Here is a 14,409-nt window from a genome sequence, read left to right as displayed (position 1 = left end):
GCCCAAGCGCCCGCCGCGCACGGCTAAGCGCTTGCTCAGAGAAAAGGTACCGGCGGGTAGGGACACGCGTCCAGATGGTCAGCCCCGTAACGCTCGTCACGCTCGTGGCGGATCGCCCGGCCGCACGGCCCGCAACCCGCCGCCCGGCCCCGCTCGCCCGCCGCCCCGCCCGCCCGCCGCTCAGCCGGCGGCGGCCGCCGCGAAGGCACCCCGGGCCATCCGGTGCAGCAGCTCCGCCGTGACCCCGCGGCCCGGCAGCGACCCGGCCCGGCCCAGGTGCGGGGTGGAGTTCAGCAGTCCGAACACCGAGTGGACGGCGGACCGCGCGGCGGGCTCCGCCAGCCCGGGATACACCTCCCGCAGCACCCCGACCCACAGTTCGACGTACTGCCGCTGCAGCTGCCGCACGAGCTTGCGGTCACTGTCGCGCAGGCGGTCCAGCTCGCGGTCGTGCAGGGTGATCAGGGGACGGTCGTCGAGGGCGAAGTCGATGTGCCCCTCGATGAGCGAGTCCAGGACCTCCGTCCCGGGCACCCCGTCGGCCTCCGCCACCCGCCGCTTCGCCCCGGTCAGGAGCTGCCCGCTGATGCCCACCAGCAGCTCCGCGAGCATCGCGTCCTTGCCCGCGAAGTGCCGGTACAGACCCGGCCCGCTGATGCCGACGGCCGCGCCTATCTCGTCGACGCCGACGCCGTGGAAACCACGCTCGGCGAAGAGGCGGGCGGCTTCCTTCAGGATCTGCTCGCGGCGCGTGGGCGCGTCGGTTCTCGTGGCCATGGAGCCAATTCTAGACAGGGAGGTTAGCGGTCGTTAACCTGAAGGAAACGGGTTAACGCTCATTAACAGGTGACCACCGTAATCACTGGGTGAGGGGACCGCACGATGGACCAGGCACCGGAGCTGACGACCGCGGCAGATCCCGCGGCCGAGGCGTATCGGGCCAACGAGGCCGCGCACCGCGCGCTGGGCGAGGAGCTGCGGGCCAGGCTGGCCGCGGCGCGGCTCGGCGGCGGCGAGAAGGCCCGCGCCCGGCACACCGCGCGCGGCAAGCTGCTGCCGCGCGACCGGGTGGACACCCTCCTCGACCCCGGCTCGCCCTTCCTGGAGCTGGCGCCGCTTGCCGCCGACGGGCTGTACGACGGCCAGGCCCCGGCCGCGGGCGTCATCGCAGGCATCGGCCGGGTCTCCGGCCGCGAGTGCGTCGTCGTCGCCAACGACGCCACCGTCAAGGGCGGCACGTACTACCCGATGACGGTGAAGAAGCACCTGCGGGCCCAGGAGGTGGCCCTGGAGAACCGGCTGCCCTGCCTCTACCTGGTGGACTCCGGCGGCGCCTTCCTGCCCCTGCAGGACGAGGTCTTCCCCGACCGCGACCACTTCGGCCGGATCTTCTACAACCAGGCGCGGATGTCGGGGGCGGGCATCCCGCAGATCGCCGCCGTCCTGGGCTCGTGCACGGCCGGAGGCGCGTACGTCCCGGCCATGAGCGACGAGGCCGTCATCGTGCGCGGCCAGGGGACGATCTTCCTCGGCGGTCCCCCGCTGGTGAAGGCCGCCACCGGCGAGGTCGTCACCGCCGAGGAACTGGGCGGCGGCGAGGTCCATTCCCGGATCTCCGGCGTCACCGACCACCTCGCGGAGAGCGACGCCCACGCCCTGCGGATCGTGCGGACCATCGTCTCCACCCTGCCCGCCCGGGGCCCGCTGCCCTGGTCGGTCGAGCCGGCCGTGGAGCCCAAGGTCGACCCGTACACGCTGTACGGCGCCGTGCCGGTCGACTCCCGCACGCCGTACGACGTCCGCGAGGTCATCGCGCGCGTGGTCGACGGTTCGCGGTTCGCGGAGTTCAAGGCGGAGTTCGGGCAGACCCTGGTCACCGGCTTCGCCCGGATCCACGGGCACCCGGTCGGGATCGTCGCCAACAACGGCATCCTGTTCTCCGAGTCCGCCCAGAAGGGCGCCCACTTCATCGAGCTGTGCGACCAGCGCGGCATCCCGCTCGTCTTCCTGCAGAACATCTCCGGCTTCATGGTCGGCCGGGACTACGAGGCGGGCGGCATCGCCAAGCACGGCGCCAAGATGGTGACGGCGGTGGCCTGCACCCGGGTCCCCAAGCTGACCGTCGTGATCGGCGGCTCCTACGGCGCGGGCAACTACTCGATGTGCGGCCGGGCGTACTCGCCGCGCTTCCTGTGGATGTGGCCGAACGCCAAGATCTCGGTGATGGGCGGCGAACAGGCCGCGTCCGTCCTCGCGACCGTCAAGCGGGACCAGCTGGAGGCGCGCGGCGACACCTGGTCCGCCGAGGACGAGGAGTCCTTCAAGGACCCGATCCGCGGCCAGTACGAGCGTCAGGGCAGCGCCTACTACGCCACCGCCCGCCTCTGGGACGACGGAGTGATCGACCCGCTGGAGACCCGGCAGGTCCTCGGCCTCGCCCTGACCGCCTGTGCCAACGCGCCCCTGGGTGACCCCCAGTTCGGCGTCTTCCGGATGTGAGGGGGATCTGAAGGTGAACATGTTCGACACGGTCCTCGTGGCCAACCGGGGCGAGATCGCCGTCCGCGTCATCCGCACCCTGCGCGCCCTCGGCGTCCGCTCCGTCGCCGTCTTCTCCGACGCGGACGCCGACGCCCGGCACGTCCGGGAGGCCGACACGGCGGTACGGATCGGTCCGGCGCCGGCGTCGGAGAGCTATCTGTCGGTGGAGCGCCTGCTGGAGGCCGCCGCCCGCGCCGGCGCCCAGGCCGTCCACCCCGGGTACGGCTTCCTCGCGGAGAACGCCGCCTTCGCGCGGGCGTGCGCCGACGCGGGCCTCGTCTTCATCGGCCCGCCCGCCGACGCCATCGCCCTGATGGGGGACAAGATCCGCGCCAAGGAGACGGTCCGGGCGGCCGGGGTGCCGGTGGTGCCCGGTTCGAGCGGCAGCGGGCTGACCGACGCCCAGCTCGCCGAGGCCGCCCACGAGATCGGTATGCCGGTCCTGCTGAAGCCCAGCGCGGGCGGCGGCGGCAAGGGCATGCGGCTGGTCCGGGAGGCCGGGACGCTGGCCGAGGAGATCGCGGCCGCCCGCCGCGAGGCCCGCGCCTCCTTCGGCGACGACACCCTCCTCGTGGAGCGGTGGATCGACCGCCCCCGGCACATCGAGATCCAGGTCCTCGCCGACGGCCACGGCGGTGTCGTGCACCTCGGGGAGCGCGAGTGCTCGCTCCAGCGCCGCCACCAGAAGATCATCGAGGAGGCGCCCAGCGTCCTGCTCGACGAGGCCACCCGTGCCGCGATGGGCGAGGCGGCCGTGCAGGCGGCCCGCTCCTGCGGATACTCCGGCGCGGGCACGGTCGAGTTCATCGTGCCCGGCGGCGACCCCTCCTCGTACTACTTCATGGAGATGAACACCCGCCTCCAGGTCGAGCACCCGGTGACCGAGCTGGTCACGGGCGTGGACCTGGTGGAGTGGCAGCTGCGGGTCGCGGCGGGCGAGCGGCTGGCGTTCGGACAGCAGGACGTCACGCTCACGGGGCACGCGGTCGAGGCCCGCATCTGCGCCGAGGACCCGTCCCGGGGCTTCCTCCCCTCCGGCGGCACGATCCTGGGCCTGCGCGAGCCGCAGGGCGACGGCGTCCGCACCGACTCCGGCCTGACCGAGGGCACGGAGGTCGGCTCGCTGTACGACCCGATGCTCTCCAAGGTCATCGCCTACGGCCCCGACCGCCCCACCGCCCTGCGCCGGCTCCGGGCGGCCCTCGCCCAGACGGTCACGCTGGGCGTGCAGACGAACGCGGGCTTCCTGCGGCGGCTGCTGGCCCACCCGGCGGTGGTGGCGGGCGAGCTGGACACGGGGCTGGTGGAGCGCGAGGCCGGGGAACTGGTCCCGCGCGAGGTTCCGGTCGAGGTCCACGCGGGGGCGGCCCTGCTGCGCCAGGCGGCGCTGACCCCGGCCCGCGGCGACGGCACCGGCACCGGCACCGGCACCGGCTGGACCGATCCGTTCGACGCGGCGGTCGGCTGGCGGCTGGGCGGCGAACCGGCCTGGACGGCCCACCACCTGCGGCTGCCGGGCCAGGAGCCGGTCACCGTACGGGTGCGCAGCACACCGGACGGCGGGACCGAGGTGCTGCCGGACGGGGCCGAGACCCCGCTCCGGGGGTCCGCGGGCACCTTCGGACCGGCCGGGGACCCGGGCCGGTTCACCTTCCTGCTCGACGGCCTCACCCACACCTTCCAGCACGCGGGCGACTGGCTGGGCCGCGACGGCGACGCCTGGCAGGTGGGCGACCACGACCCGGTGGCCGCGTCACTGGACCGGTCCGCCCACGCGGGCGCCGACTCCCTCACCGCCCCCATGCCGGGCACCGTCACCGTCGTGAAGGTGGCCGTCGGGGACGAGGTGACCGCCGGGCAGAGCCTGCTGGTGGTGGAGGCCATGAAGATGGAGCACGTCGTCTCCGCGCCGCACGCCGGGACGGTCGCCGAGCTGGACGTCACGCCGGGCGCGACCGTCGCCATGGACCAGGTGCTGGCGGTCGTCGCCCCCCACGAGGAGCACGAGGAGGTGGAGCGGTGACCCTGCCCATGACGGTCCCCGAACCCGGCCTGCCGGCCCGGGTCCGCATCCACGAGGTCGGCGCCCGCGACGGCCTGCAGAACGAGAAGTCGACCGTGCCCACCGAGGTCAAGGCGGAGTTCGTTCGCCGCCTGGCCGACGCGGGGCTGACGACGATCGAGGCCACCAGTTTCGTCCACCCTCGGTGGGTGCCCCAACTGGCCGACGCGGAGCAGCTGTTCCCGCTCGTGAGCGACCTGCCGGCGGCCCTGCCCGTCCTCGTCCCCAACGAGCGGGGCCTGGACCGCGCCCTCGCCCTCGGCGCCCGCCGCGTCGCCGTCTTCGCCAGCGCCACCGAGTCCTTCGCCAAGGCCAACCTCAACCGCACGGTCGACGAGGCGCTGGCGATGTTCGAGCCGGTCGTCGGCCGGGCGAAGGCCGAGGGCGTGCACGTGCGCGGCTATCTGTCGATGTGCTTCGGTGACCCCTGGGAGGGCGCGGTCCCGGTCCCCCAGGTCACCCGGGTCTGCCACGCCCTGCTCGACATGGGCTGCGACGAACTCAGCCTCGGCGACACCATCGGGGTCGCCACACCGGGCCACGTCCGAGCGCTGCTGAGCCAACTCGACGTCCCCGTGGAGAAGCTGGGCGTGCACTTCCACGACACCTACGGCCAGGCGCTCGCCAACACCTACGCGGCGCTGCGGCACGGCGTCACCACCGTGGACGCCTCCGCGGGCGGCCTGGGCGGCTGCCCGTACGCGAAGTCCGCCACCGGCAACCTCGCCACCGAAGACCTCGTCTGGATGCTGCGCGGCCTCGGCATCGACACGGGCGTCGACCTCGGCCGCCTCGTCGCCACCAGCGCGTGGATGGCCGGACACCTGGGCCGACCCAGCCCGTCCCGCACCGTACGAGCCCTGTCCCACAAGGACGACGAGGGCCCCGAGGACGACAAGGAGCAGTGACGTCCATGAACCACCGCCTCTCCCCCGAGCTGGAAGAACTCCGCCGCACGGTCGAGGAGTTCGCTCACGAGGTCGTCGCGCCCAAGATCGGCGACTTCTACGAGCGGCACGAGTTCCCGTACGAGATCGTGCGCGAGATGGGCCGCATGGGGCTGTTCGGGCTGCCGTTCCCCGAGGAGTACGGCGGCATGGGCGGCGACTACCTGGCGCTGGGCATCGCGCTGGAGGAGCTGGCCCGGGTGGACTCGTCCGTCGCCATCACCCTGGAGGCCGGGGTCTCCCTCGGCGCCATGCCGATCCACCTCTTCGGCACACCGGCCCAGAAGGCCGAGTGGCTGCCGCGGCTGTGCTCCGGCGAGGTGCTGGGCGCGTTCGGCCTCACCGAGCCCGACGGCGGCTCGGACGCGGGCGCGACCCGGACGACGGCCCGGCTGGACGAGTCGACGAACGAGTGGGTCATCAACGGCAGCAAGTGCTTCATCACCAACTCGGGCACGGACATCACGGCCCTGGTCACGGTGACGGCGGTGACCGGCCGCACCCCGGACGGCAAGCCCCTCATCTCCTCGATCATCGTCCCGTCCGGCACCCCGGGTTTCACGGTGGCCGCCCCCTACTCCAAGGTCGGGTGGAACGCCTCCGACACCCGTGAGCTGTCCTTCTCGGACGTCCGGGTCCCGGCGGCGAACCTCCTCGGCGAAGAGGGCCGCGGCTACGCCCAGTTCCTGCGCATCCTCGACGAGGGCCGTATCGCCATCTCGGCGCTCGCCACGGGTCTCGCCCAGGGCTGTGTGGACGAGTCGGTGAAGTACGCGAAGGAACGACACGCCTTCGGGCGCCCGATCGGCGCGAACCAGGCCATCCAGTTCAAGATCGCTGACATGGAGATGAAGGCCCACACCGCCCGTCTCTCCTGGCGGGACGCGGCCTACCGCCTGGTCGCCGGTGAACCCTTCAAGAAGGAGGCGGCGCTGGCGAAGCTGTACTCCTCCACCGTCGCCGTCGACAACGCCCGCGACGCCACCCAGATCCACGGCGGCTACGGCTTCATGAACGAGTACCCCGTCGCCCGCATGTGGCGTGACTCCAAGATCCTGGAGATCGGCGAGGGCACCAGCGAGGTGCAACGCATGCTGATCGCCAGGGAGTTGGGCCTGACCGGCTGACCGACAGCCTATGTTCGAACGGTGGCCGGAATCCGCCTCGGCAGCGCGACTCCTGCACCCTCCCACCCGGCTCGCCCCTCGCGAGCCGGGTGCCCTTTTGTCCGGGATGGGCAGCCATCAGGCCGGACCTCAACGACCTTCACATCAGCGACACAAACCACAGGTTCGACGACCGACAGCCCCAACCGAACCTCACCAGCCTTCGATTCACAGGTGATTCAAAGAATAAACGGAGCCGGCCCCGGGAACTCCACTTCCCGGGGCCGCTCGCTGGACAAGTGGTGAGGTTAGGCTAACCTACCTTCGAACTCACCCTCGGGTGGCCCTCCGCCTCGTTCGAAAGTAGCCATACACATGTCCAACGCCAGAGCCGCTCACCTCACCCGCCGTGGCATCCTCGCCGCCGGTGGCGCACTCGGTCTCGGTGCCGTGCTCGCCGCCTGCGGGGACGAGAGCTCGACGAGCAGCGGCACTGGCTCCGACAAGGAGACGGCTGCCGCGAAGTCCGGCCCCTGGTCGTTCAAGGACGACCGCGGCGAGACCGCCAGGACCGCCAAGGTGCCGACGAACATCGTCGCCTTCGTGGGGGTCGCCGCCGCGCTCCACGACTACGGCATCGGTGTCAAGGGCGTCTTCGGTCCGACGAAGACGGCGGACGGCAAGGCCGACGTCCAGGCCGGCGACCTCGACATCAGCAAGGTGACGATCCTCGGCAACGTCTGGGACGAGTTCAGCGTCGAGAAGTACGCGGCCCTCGCCCCCGACGTCCTCATCAGCACACTGTTCGACGACGCCGGCACCCTCTGGTACATCCCCGAGACCTCCGCGGACAAGATCGCCAAGCTCGCCCCGAGCGTCGGCATCTCCGTCTACGACCGCCAGCTGACCGAGCCGCTGCAGCGCATGCTGAAGCTGGCCGAGTCCCTCGGCGCGGACACGGGGTCGGAGAAGATCACCGCCGCCAAGAAGCGCTTCGAGGACGCGGCGGCCCGGCTGCGCGCGGCCACCAAGGCCAACCCCGGCATCAAGGTGCTCGCGGGCTCCGCCAGCCAGGACATCTTCTACGTCTCCGGCTCCAACCTCTCCATCGACCTGGAGTACTTCAAGGCCCTCGGCGTGAACTTCGTCGAGCCGAGCGCCGCCGCGCTCAAGGCCAGCGGCGGCTGGTTCGAGAACCTCAGCTGGGAGAACGTCGACAAGTACGACGCGGACCTCATCATCATGGACAACCGCACGTCGGCGATCCAGCCGGACGCGATCGAGGAGGCGACGTGGAAGAAGCTTCCCGCGGTGAAGGCCGGGCAGGTCATCGGGCGTAACCCCGAGCCGATCCTGTCCTACGACAAGTGCGCGCCGCTTCTCGAGGAGCTGGCCGAGGCGATCGAGAAGGCGAAGAAGGTCGGCTAGGGCCCTTCCGGCGGGTCTCCGGTCGTGGGTGAACTGCCGGTCCGCCGTGGCTGATCGCACAGTTCCCCGCGCCCGTGGGTCGCCCGGGCTCACCCCCCTTTCACATACGCTCCCGCCCCCCTATCCCGGAGCAGTCCCATGACGACGGCCGTGGCCGCCCCCTTCCGTTTCTTCTCCCTTCAGGTCGTGCGGACGGAGCGGCTGGGGCCGTCCCTGGTGCGCGTCTCGTTCGCGGGGGACGATCTCAGGTTCTTCCGCTCCGACGGCCGGGACCAGTCGCTCTCCCTCTTCCTGCCGCACCCCGGGCAGGACGTCCCGGCCGTGCCCCACGAGCTGGGCGACGGCTGGTGGCAGGCGTGGCGGGAACTGCCGGACGACGTACGGGCGGTGATGCGCTCGTACACCCTGCGGGGGCTCCGCTCGGACGTCCACGGCGAGACCGTCGAGATCGACATCGACTTCGTGCTGCACGGCGTCGAGCCGGGGGCCGCGGTGCCCGCCGGGCCCGCCTCGCGGTGGGCGTCGCAGGCCGCCCCCGGCCACCGAGTGGTCCTGCTCGGGCCCGCGATCGCCGACAACCGCGCGATCCGTTTCCGTCCGCCGGCGGACACCGGCCTGGTGCTGATCTGGGGCGACGACACCGCGCTGCCCGCCGCCTCGGCGATCCTGGAGTCGCTGCCGGCCGGTGTGCCCGCCCGGGTCTGGCTGGAGGTCCACCACGCGGGGGACATCCAGGACCTGGCCACCGAGGCCGACGCCGAGATCACGTGGCTGGTGCGCGGCGAAGGGGCGCCGACCGCTCTCGACGCGATCCGTGCCGCGCGGCTCCCCGCCGACGAGTCGGCGTACGCCTGGATCGCCGGCGAGTCCGGCCGTGTGAAGGAGTTGCGCCGGTATCTGGTGCGGGAGCGCGGGATCGACAGGCGGCGCGTCACCTTCGTCGGGTACTGGCGTGAGGGTCTGACGGAGGAGCAGTTGCGGGAGCGGGGCGAGTAGTCGGGCGCCGCCGACCCGAAGCCGGAGTCACCGAAGTGATCACAGTCACGGCGGAGCCAGGACTCCGCCCAAGTTAGTTAGGTTAGGCTTACCTAAGTTGGACGATGTGATGTCGCCCCCTCACCTCTCCGTCCCACCCGGACCGCCCCCGCTCGGAGGACCTCCCCATGCGCTCGCACCTGCTCAATGACACGACCGCGGAGCGGTACCGCCGCACCGTGACCGAAGGCGTGGAGCGGGTGGCGGCCAGAATCGCCACCACCGACCGGCCGTTCACCGGTGTCACCGTCGACGCCCTCGCTCCCGCCATCGAGAAGATCGACCTCGACGAGCCCCTGCACGACACGGCCGCCGTCCTCGACGAGTTGGAGGAGGTCTATCTGCGCGACGCGGTCTACTTCCACCACCCGCGCTACCTCGCCCACCTCAACTGCCCGGTCGTCATCCCGGCCGTGCTCGGCGAGGCGGTCCTCTCCGCCGTCAACTCCTCCCTGGACACCTGGGACCAGTCGGCGGGCGGCACCCTGATCGAGCGCAAACTGATCGACTGGACAGGCGAGCGCATCGGGTTCGGGCCCGCCGCCGACGGCGTGTTCACCTCCGGCGGCTCACAGTCCAACCTCCAGGCCCTGCTCCTCGCCCGCGAGGAGGCCAAGACCGACAGCACGGACAAGCTGCGGATCTTCGCCTCGGAGGCCAGCCACTTCAGCGTGAAGAAGTCGGCGAAACTGCTGGGCCTCGGCCCGGACGCGGTCGTCTCCGTCCCGGTCGACGGCAACAAGCGCATGCAGACGGTCGCCCTCGCCCGGGAGCTGGAGCGCTGCCGGAACGACGGACTCGTCCCCATGGCCGTCGTCGCCACCTCCGGCACCACCGACTTCGGCTCCATCGACCCGCTGCCCGAGATAGCCGAGCTGTGCGCCCAGTACGACACCTGGATGCACGTCGACGCCGCCTACGGCTGCGGCCTGCTCGTCTCCCGCAAGCGGCGCGGGCTCCTGGACGGCATCGAGCGCGCCGACTCCGTCACCGTGGACTACCACAAGTCCTTCTTCCAGCCGGTGAGTTCGTCCGCCGTGCTCGTCCGGGACGCGGCCACGCTGCGCCACGCGACCTACCACGCGGAATACCTCAACCCACGCCGCATGGTCACCGAGCGCATCCCGAACCAGGTCGACAAGTCCCTGCAGACCACCCGCCGCTTCGACGCGCTCAAGCTGTGGATGACCCTGCGCACGATGGGCGCCGACGGCATCGGCCGGCTTTTCGACGAGGTCTGCGACCTGGCGGAGGAGGGCTGGAAAATGCTCGCCGCCGATCCGCGCTACGACGTCGTCGTGGAGCCCCAGCTCTCCACGCTGGTCTACCGCTACATCCCCGAGGCCGTCACCGACCCGGCGGAGATCGACCGCGCCAACCTGTACGCCCGCAAGGCCCTGTTCGCCTCCGGTGACGCCGTGGTCGCGGGCACCAAGGTCGGCGGCCGTCACTACCTGAAGTTCACCCTGCTCAACCCCGAGACCACGGCCGGCGACATCGCCGCCGTGCTCGACCTGATCGCCGGCCACGCCGAGCAGTACCTGGGAGAATCCCTTGACCGCGTCGCTTCCTGAACCCGCCGTGAAGACCTACGACTTCATCGGCATCGGACTGGGACCCTTCAACCTCGGCCTCGCCTGCCTCACCGAGCCCATCGCCGAACTCGACGGGATCTTCCTGGACTCGAAGCCGAACTTCGAGTGGCACTCGGGGATGTTCCTCGACGGCGCCCACCTCCAGACCCCGTTCATGTCGGACCTGGTCACCCTCGCCGACCCGACCTCCCCGTACTCCTTCCTGAACTACCTGAAGGACTCGGGCCGTCTGTACTCGTTCTACATCCGCGAGAACTTCTACCCGCTGCGCGTCGAGTACGACGACTACTGCCGCTGGGCCGCGGGCCGACTGACCAACGTCCGCTTCGGCACCACGGTGACGGAGGTGACGTACGAGGACACGGACGAGGTCTACGCCGTGCGGACGGCCGCCGGCGACGTCCTGCGCGCCCGGCACCTCGTCCTCGGCACCGGGACTCCCCCGTACGTCCCGGAGGCGGTCCGGGACCTGGACGGCGACTGGATCCACAACTCCCGCTATCTGACGCACAAGCGGGAGCTGCAGCAGAAGGATTCGATCACCATCGTCGGCTCGGGGCAGTCGGCCGCCGAGATCTACCGGGACCTGCTCGGCGAGATCGACGTCCACGGCTACCGGCTGAACTGGGTGACGCGCTCCCCGCGTTTCTTCCCGCTCGAATACACCAAGCTCACGCTGGAGATGACGTCCCCGGAGTACGTCGACTACTTCCGCGCGCTGCCGGAGCCGACCCGCTACCGGCTGACGCAGGAGCAGAAGGGCCTCTACAAGGGCATCGACGGAGACCTCGTCGACGAGATCTTCGACCTGCTCTACCAGAAGAGTCTGGGCGGCCCGCTCCCCACCCGGCTGCTCACCAACTCCGCCCTGCACAGCGCCGGTCACCAGAACGGGACGTACACCCTCGGTCTGCGCCAGGAGGAGCAGGAGAAGGACTTCGAGCTGCACACCCAGGGCCTGGTCCTGGCCACCGGTTACCGGTACACCGAGCCGGAGTTCCTCGGGCCCGTCCGCGACCGGCTCCGCTACGACTCCCGGGGCAACTTCGACGTCGCCCGCAACTACGCGATCGACACCACCGGCCGGGGTGTCTTCCTGCAGAACGCGGCCGTCCACGCCCACAGCGTCACCTCACCCGACCTGGGCATGGGCCCGTACCGCAACGCGTACATCATCCGCGAGCTGCTCGGCACCGAGTACTACCCGGTCGAGAAGACCATCGCGTTCCAGGAGTTCGCCGTATGACCTTCACCTTCCGTCCCCTCGACCCGCTGCGGGACGCCGAGCTGCTGCACCGCTGGGTGACCCATCCCAAGGCGGCGTACTGGATGATGCAGGACGCCAGGCTCGAGGACGTCGAACGCGCCTACATGGAGGTCGCCGCCGACCCGCACCAGCAGGCCCTGCTCGGGCTGCGGGACGGCGAGCCCGTCTTCCTCATGGAGCGGTACGACCCCGCCCACCGTGAGCTGGTCGGCCTGTACGAGCCCGAGTCCGGGGACGTCGGCATGCACTTCCTGGTGCCGGCGACGGACACCCCGGTGCACGGCTTCACCAGGGCCGTGATCACCGCCGTGATGGCGCACCTCTTCGAGGACCCGGCCACCCGCCGCGTCGTCGTCGAACCGGACGTGTCCAACACGGCCGTGCACGCCCTCAACGAGGCCGTCGGTTTCGTCCCCCACGGCGAGATCGACAAGCCGGAGAAGCGCGCGCTTCTGAGTTTCTGTACGCGAGAGCAGTTCGCCGACAGCCGAGGCGGCCGGAGCCTGGCTGCCCGAGGAGTATCCGTATGACCCTGTCCGATGCCGTGGCGCATCTGTCCCCCCACCACTGGGCCCGGGCCAACCGCCTGCTGATCCGCAAGGCCCTCGCCGAGTTCGCCCACGAGCGGCTCATCACGCCGGAGGCCACCGCCGACGGCCGCTTCGAGGTCCGCAGCGATGACGGTACGACCCGCTACGGGTTCACCGCGGTCCGGCGCGCCCTCGACCACTGGCAGGTCGACGCCGACTCGATCACCCGTCACCGGGACGGCGTCGACCTCCCTCTGGCCGCCCTGGACTTCTTCGTCGAGCTGAAGGGGTCCCTCGGCCTGAGCGACGAGATCCTCCCGGTCTACCTGGAGGAGATCTCCTCCACCCTGGCCGGCACCTGCTACAAGCTCACCAAGGCGAAGGCACCGGTCGCCGAGCTGGTGGACGCCGGCTTCCAGGCCATCGAGACCGGGATGACCGAGGGCCACCCCTGCTTCGTCGCCAACAACGGCCGGCTCGGCTTCGGCGTCCACGAGTACCTGGCGTACGCCCCCGAGACGGCGAGCCCGGTCCGCCTGGTCTGGCTGGCCGCGCACCGCTCACGGGCGGCGTTCACGGCGGGCGTGGGCATCGCGTACGAGACCTTCCTGCGGGACGAGCTGGGCACGGCGACGGTCGACCGCTTCCACGCCGTCCTCACCGACCTCGAACTGGACCCCGCCGACTACCTCTTCATCCCGGTCCACCCCTGGCAGTGGTGGAACAAGCTCACCGTCACCTTCGCCGCCGAGATCGCGCGGCGGAACCTGGTGTGCCTCGGCGAGGGCGACGACGAGTACCTGGCCCAGCAGTCGATCCGGACCTTCTTCAACAGCTCCGCCCCCGAGAAGCACTACGTCAAGACGGCCCTCTCCGTCCTCAACATGGGCTTCATGCGCGGCCTGTCGGCGGCGTACATGGAAGCGACCCCGGCGATCAACGACTGGCTCGCCGGCCTCATCGACAACGACCCGGTCCTGAAGTCCACCGGCCTGTCGATCATCCGCGAGCGCGCGGCCGTCGGCTACCGGCACCTGGAGTACGAGGCAGCCACCGACAAGCACTCCCCGTACCGCAAGATGCTGGCCGCGCTGTGGCGCGAGAGCCCGGTGGCGTCCCTCCAGGAGGGCGAGTCCCTGGCGACGATGGCCTCCCTGGTCCACGTCGACCACGAGGGCAAGGGCTTCGCGGCGGCCCTGATCGAGCGCTCGGGCCTGCTCCCGACGGAGTGGCTGCGCCGCTACCTGAAGGCGTACCTCACCCCGCTCCTGCACAGCTTCTACGCCTACGACCTGGTCTTCATGCCGCACGGCGAGAACGTCATCCTCGTCCTGAAGGACGGCGTCGTCGAGCGGGCGATCTACAAGGACATCGCCGAGGAGATCGCGGTCATGGACCCGGACGCGGTGCTCCCGCCGACGGTCGAACGCCTCCGCGTGGACGTCCCCGAGGACAAGAAGCTCCTGTCGATCTTCACGGACGTCTTCGACTGCTTCTTCCGCTTCCTGGCGGCGAACCTCGCGGAGGAGGGCGTCCTGGCCGAGGAGGAGTTCTGGCGCACGGTGGCCGAGTGCGTCCGCGACTACCAGCACGCGATGCCCGAACTCGCGGACAAGTTCGCCCAGTACGACATGTTCGCCCGCGAGTTCGCGCTGTCCTGCCTCAACCGCCTCCAGCTCCGCGACAACAGGCAGATGGTCGACCTCGCGGACCCGGCGGGCGCGCTCCAACTGGTCGGCACGCTGAAGAACCCCATCGCGGACCTGTAGCCCCGGCGGTCCCCTGAGCAGACGGGCACCTCGGAGTACGGTCCTCCGAGGTGCCCGTCGTTTCACGGCGGATCGTTCAGCCGCCTGAAAGGCGGCCGGTGTCGCCCCTGAAAAGCACGGGGCGCAGCC

The 14,409-nt window shown here is 70.8% G+C and carries 11 protein-coding genes; 10 read left to right on the top strand and 1 reads right to left on the bottom strand.

The window, feature by feature from the left end; translation table 11 throughout:
* Positions 1 to 180 precede the first annotated feature (180 nt).
* Positions 181 to 777: a TetR/AcrR family transcriptional regulator gene (locus tag ACFU5F_RS37155; protein ID WP_383897373.1), complete on the bottom strand. Its 597-nt coding sequence runs from the start codon at positions 775 to 777 to the stop codon at positions 181 to 183.
* A 105-nt stretch (positions 778 to 882) separates the two neighbouring features.
* Between ACFU5F_RS37155 and ACFU5F_RS37150 the strand changes: the two genes are divergently transcribed.
* From ACFU5F_RS37150 to ACFU5F_RS37105, 10 genes are all read left to right on the top strand, one after another.
* Positions 883 to 2,499, top strand: a complete 1,617-nt coding sequence (locus ACFU5F_RS37150; RefSeq protein WP_383897371.1) for a carboxyl transferase domain-containing protein — start codon at positions 883 to 885, stop codon at positions 2,497 to 2,499.
* 19 nt (positions 2,500 to 2,518) lie between these two features.
* Positions 2,519 to 4,564 (top strand): acetyl/propionyl/methylcrotonyl-CoA carboxylase subunit alpha, encoded by a 2,046-nt coding sequence (locus ACFU5F_RS37145; RefSeq protein ID WP_383897368.1) that lies wholly within the window; start codon positions 2,519 to 2,521, stop codon positions 4,562 to 4,564.
* Positions 4,561 to 5,511 (top strand): hydroxymethylglutaryl-CoA lyase, encoded by a 951-nt coding sequence (locus ACFU5F_RS37140; RefSeq protein WP_383897365.1) that lies wholly within the window; start codon positions 4,561 to 4,563, stop codon positions 5,509 to 5,511. Before ACFU5F_RS37145 ends, ACFU5F_RS37140 begins: the two co-directional genes overlap by 4 nt.
* 5 nt (positions 5,512 to 5,516) lie before the next feature.
* Complete coding sequence (locus ACFU5F_RS37135; protein WP_383897364.1) at positions 5,517 to 6,677, top strand: acyl-CoA dehydrogenase family protein; 1,161 nt, start codon at positions 5,517 to 5,519, stop codon at positions 6,675 to 6,677.
* Positions 6,678 to 7,031: 354 nt separating this feature from the next.
* A complete protein-coding gene (locus ACFU5F_RS37130; protein WP_383897361.1) occupies positions 7,032 to 8,084 on the top strand; it encodes an ABC transporter substrate-binding protein in 1,053 nt (350 codons plus the stop codon).
* Positions 8,085 to 8,222: 138 nt separating this feature from the next.
* Complete coding sequence (locus ACFU5F_RS37125; RefSeq protein ID WP_383897359.1) at positions 8,223 to 9,080, top strand: siderophore-interacting protein; 858 nt, start codon at positions 8,223 to 8,225, stop codon at positions 9,078 to 9,080.
* Positions 9,081 to 9,247: 167 nt separating this feature from the next.
* Complete coding sequence (gene desA / locus ACFU5F_RS37120; protein ID WP_383897356.1) at positions 9,248 to 10,693, top strand: lysine decarboxylase DesA; 1,446 nt, start codon at positions 9,248 to 9,250, stop codon at positions 10,691 to 10,693.
* A complete protein-coding gene (locus ACFU5F_RS37115; RefSeq protein ID WP_383897353.1) occupies positions 10,674 to 11,960 on the top strand; it encodes a lysine N(6)-hydroxylase/L-ornithine N(5)-oxygenase family protein in 1,287 nt (428 codons plus the stop codon). The genes desA and ACFU5F_RS37115 overlap by 20 nt, the downstream gene beginning before the upstream one ends.
* Complete coding sequence (locus ACFU5F_RS37110; RefSeq protein WP_383897352.1) at positions 11,957 to 12,511, top strand: GNAT family N-acetyltransferase; 555 nt, start codon at positions 11,957 to 11,959, stop codon at positions 12,509 to 12,511. Before ACFU5F_RS37115 ends, ACFU5F_RS37110 begins: the two co-directional genes overlap by 4 nt.
* Positions 12,508 to 14,280, top strand: a complete 1,773-nt coding sequence (locus tag ACFU5F_RS37105; protein WP_383897349.1) for an IucA/IucC family protein — start codon at positions 12,508 to 12,510, stop codon at positions 14,278 to 14,280. Before ACFU5F_RS37110 ends, ACFU5F_RS37105 begins: the two co-directional genes overlap by 4 nt.
* Positions 14,281 to 14,409 lie beyond the last annotated feature (129 nt).

It is taken from the genome of Streptomyces sp. NPDC057438, assembly GCF_042802995.1.
In the GTDB taxonomy this organism is placed as follows: Bacteria; Actinomycetota; Actinomycetes; order Streptomycetales; family Streptomycetaceae; genus Streptomyces.
This window is presented reverse-complemented; position numbering and strand designations above follow the sequence as displayed.

Bases quoted from the DNA above. Each gene is read 5' to 3' on its own strand.
- ACFU5F_RS37155 (WP_383897373.1), bottom strand. From the start codon at position 777: ATGGCCACGAGAACCGACGCGCCCACGCGCCGCGAGCAGATCCTGAAG.
- ACFU5F_RS37150 (WP_383897371.1), top strand. From the start codon at position 883: ATGGACCAGGCACCGGAGCTGACGACCGCGGCAGATCCCGCGGCCGAG.
- ACFU5F_RS37145 (WP_383897368.1), top strand. From the start codon at position 2,519: ATGTTCGACACGGTCCTCGTGGCCAACCGGGGCGAGATCGCCGTCCGC.
- ACFU5F_RS37135 (WP_383897364.1), top strand. From the start codon at position 5,517: ATGAACCACCGCCTCTCCCCCGAGCTGGAAGAACTCCGCCGCACGGTC.
- ACFU5F_RS37130 (WP_383897361.1), top strand. From the start codon at position 7,032: ATGTCCAACGCCAGAGCCGCTCACCTCACCCGCCGTGGCATCCTCGCC.
- ACFU5F_RS37125 (WP_383897359.1), top strand. From the start codon at position 8,223: ATGACGACGGCCGTGGCCGCCCCCTTCCGTTTCTTCTCCCTTCAGGTC.
- desA (WP_383897356.1), top strand. From the start codon at position 9,248: ATGCGCTCGCACCTGCTCAATGACACGACCGCGGAGCGGTACCGCCGC.
- ACFU5F_RS37110 (WP_383897352.1), top strand. From the start codon at position 11,957: ATGACCTTCACCTTCCGTCCCCTCGACCCGCTGCGGGACGCCGAGCTG.
- ACFU5F_RS37105 (WP_383897349.1), top strand. From the start codon at position 12,508: ATGACCCTGTCCGATGCCGTGGCGCATCTGTCCCCCCACCACTGGGCC.